The organism is Bradyrhizobium sp. Ec3.3 (genome assembly GCF_000472925.1).
In the GTDB taxonomy this organism is placed as follows: domain Bacteria; phylum Pseudomonadota; class Alphaproteobacteria; order Rhizobiales; family Xanthobacteraceae; genus Bradyrhizobium.
Genome location: NZ_AXAS01000140.1, coordinates 1 through 3,136, shown reverse-complemented (window position 1 = coordinate 3,136; position 3,136 = coordinate 1). Strand labels below are relative to the sequence as shown.

Below are 3,136 nucleotides of genomic sequence, written 5' to 3'. Positions count from 1 at the left end.
GGCCTGACCGCTAATCAGATCGCATGCGCGCTGATATCCATGATGGTCCGGAGCAACGCTCCAAACAGAGGCCGGATACATTGATGCAAGACCGCATCTGACAGGTTGACGAAACCTCTTGCAACGCACGGCCGGACCATACATTCGGGTCATGAGCGTCGACCTCTGCAATAGACGTCGGCCTGTCGATTTCCGCTATGCTCCGATAGCGACCAATGGTGCGTGGCGGTGCAATATGCAGCGAAGGGCCAGGAGCCGACATTGCGCCATCTCTATGGCGCACATCTTTCCCTACGTTGCTAAATTCCGAGCGGCATTGTACGTGCGGGAGGCGCTAACGTCCGCGAACCAAACGACGGCAACGGCGAACGTCAGGAGCGATGCGTCAATGCGTCAATTGAACATCACCCGCTACGGCATTAATATTGTCAAAGGTCCACGACCGTCCTCGCCGGCACGGCTTCCGATGATCTTGGAGCTCTACCGAGCGTTACCAACCGCTGCAGCCAAGTCAATTCGCGCTCAGGGGTTTTAGGAACCGCCACATAGGTGATCACAAGCCGGTTGTCTTCATTCTCGATGCAAAAATAATTGAGGCGAAATGAGGGATAGTAGACCGCTGGCAATAAACCAAACCGGACTGGGACGCGGTGTAAGAGCTTTAGCCAAGTTCCCGTGTTCATAACCACCTGACCGGCCGGCCCCGTTCGTTTTAGAAACGCTGCGTGGGTGTGTCCGAAGACGAATACCGCGACACTGCCGTCTGTTTGGAACACTTGCTGAGCCGCTCTTAAATAACTTTCCTCAGAATCAAGGTTTGGAATTCCGTAGTCGGTGAGGAGGCGAAACCGACCGAGAGTTCGCTTGAGGTCGTGCTGAACTACCGCTGCGGGAACACCAAACAGCACCAAGAATATCGAATTGATCGCGATCACCACTTGAAGGACGTTGTCGATGATCCCGAGCCTGCTCATGAGCGGATTGTGAAACAGAATATTGTAATCGAAGATGCCGACTATCCGGAGCAGCTCGCCTGCGATTGCCACCATAGTCACTCCGGCGAGAAGCAAAAATGGCAGGAGGACCCAACGCAGCACCGCGCTCATCTCCCGGTAGAAGTAGTTGGACAGAACCCAGTCGGGTATCTGCATCGTTCCGACCGAACGAATATCCTTGAGCCAATCTCCTTTGCCGAAATCGGAATGCCGGCTCGCTCCGCTAACGAAGGTTTGCGTAATGAAGTACCCGACCGGAAGCGCATAAGGACTGCCATAGTCGCGAAAGGCATTGAATTCGTCGCGCTGCTGCCCGTGCTCAATCCAGATCTTTTTGTCGCCAACGGCGCGGATCAGGACCAGACTGGTGTCAAGATGAATGTTGTATTGTCGCAGCTTGGCGGCAAATTCGGCGTTGCAAGCAAGGTCATAGTCATGATTGCCGACCATCATGGTGATCTTGATGCGCGTCCCGGTAGCGTAGAGTTGATCAAAAATGGCTTGGTGCGCCGCAATTATGTGATCAAGCTTTTCGACTCCCCGCACGAGCGTCAGTTCCCAGAACCCGAACGTATCGCCGACGATTAGCAATTCGGTGTCGGGACCTTCTTTTTCCAGTTGGTTTAGAAATGCAACGAACTCGGCGGTGTAATCGCAATGCTGAAGCTGGCCGTCACCGCCCATGTGGAGGTCGCTAACGAAGTAGTACTTGCGGACGGCATCTTGCTGCATGATCGATCAAGCTCGTGCGGTTCGCCGGTGGGCAGAGTTGCCAACATACCGAATTCGAAGCGGTCAGTCAGGGGGGGCGCCAGCTTGCTGCACAGCCGAGGCCGGCAGTGGGTCATTTGCGTCGGCTTACGAGCGTCTCAATCATTTCCGGTCTACCCATGCATGCACACAAATGTTGAGGTCGGTCGCTCAGGGCCAAGAATGGTCATTCGATCACCTCGTCGGCGCGCGCAAGGAGCGTTGGGGGAAACTCGATGCCGATTGCAGATGCAGCCTTTGTGTTCAGGATCAGTTGGAATGACCGTGCTTGATACCAAGGTATCTCCTGAACTGGCTTTCCCTTTATCATCTGAGCGATTTGGGTCGCGGCATACCGCATAAGTTCAAATTCATCGACAGCATACGTAATCAAGCCGCCGAGTTGCGCATAAGCACGAAAAGGATAGACAGTCGGAATTTTGGCCTTGGCAACGAGGTCTACAATGAGCCGCCTATGCGCAAGGTTCTCCACGGAATCTTGAACTACCAACGCGTCAACTTTTTCCATGGTGATAGTTTCGAATGCATGTCGGTACTCCACTTCCTGCATCGGACTAGCAACCGGCACCCCGACCAGATCCACCCCAATGGTCTCGGCCGCAGCACGGACAGCACGCACGACCGCGGGTGTTTCAGTCCCCTCCCAAACAGCTTGGCGAGCGAGAAAGCCTATTCTCCTCGCTCTGGGAGCTACCTCCCTCAAGAGCTGCAATTTCTTGCCCCAGCCTTCGACCCCTGCGTCAACGACCACGCCCGTCACGTTACCGCTTGGCCGGGCTAAGCTCGTCGTAAGTCCAAGAGCAATAGGGTCGGAGGTAACGCAAGCAATAGGGATTTTAGGAGTAACGTCTCTCACGTGTTGTGTGAGAGGTCCCGTAACTACAAATATTGCGTCTGGATTTCCGCGAACGGCATCGCGCGCAATTTCTGAGCGCCGTTCACTGTTCCCCTCGGTTGACAAGAACTCGACAACAATATTTTGCCCCTCGACGTAGCCTGACCGCGATAACTCGTCGAAGAACTCCGTTATTGTTGGATAATCTCTTTTCAAGCCCGCCGTAAGAAAAGCGATCCGAAATTTGTTCTTTATAGGCTCCGCCCGTGCAGCCAACGTCAATGCTACGGCACCCGCGACAAGACTGATAAAATCGCGCCGTCTCATCGTCGCCTCCCGGCGCTCAAGACTGGTCATTGTATCAGATTTTAAGATGCAGGGCGTGAGAGACCGCCGGAAATGTCGCCTTTGGGTCTTGGCTGTGTGAAAAGGCCAAGATGCTTAAGCCCGATAGAACAAGTTATTCGTCCAAGACCGCTCTGGCGCTCAAGCTCGCAAGCGATTTCAACTTAGATGACAAACTGCAGAATGTAAT

General features: G+C 54.0%; 2 protein-coding genes. Both read right to left on the bottom strand.

All coding sequences use genetic code 11. The features are described 5' to 3' along the window. Nucleotides 1-428 precede the first annotated feature (428 nt). On the bottom strand, nucleotides 429-1,727 hold the full coding sequence (locus tag YUU_RS0145620) for a metallophosphoesterase (protein ID WP_027528087.1): 1,299 nt from the start codon (nucleotides 1,725-1,727) through the stop codon (nucleotides 429-431). A gap of 205 nt (nucleotides 1,728-1,932) precedes the next feature. Further along, nucleotides 1,933-2,928, bottom strand: coding sequence for an ABC transporter substrate-binding protein (locus YUU_RS0145615; protein WP_198031980.1), 996 nt, complete (start codon nucleotides 2,926-2,928; stop codon nucleotides 1,933-1,935). Between the last annotated feature and the right edge of the window lie 208 nt (nucleotides 2,929-3,136).

What these genes read in the sequence shown, in the direction of transcription:
- YUU_RS0145620 (WP_027528087.1), bottom strand. Translation starts at nt 1,727, where the DNA reads ATGCAGCAAGATGCCGTCCGCAAGTACTACTTCGTTAGCGACCTCCAC.
- YUU_RS0145615 (WP_198031980.1), bottom strand. Translation starts at nt 2,928, where the DNA reads ATGAGACGGCGCGATTTTATCAGTCTTGTCGCGGGTGCCGTAGCATTG.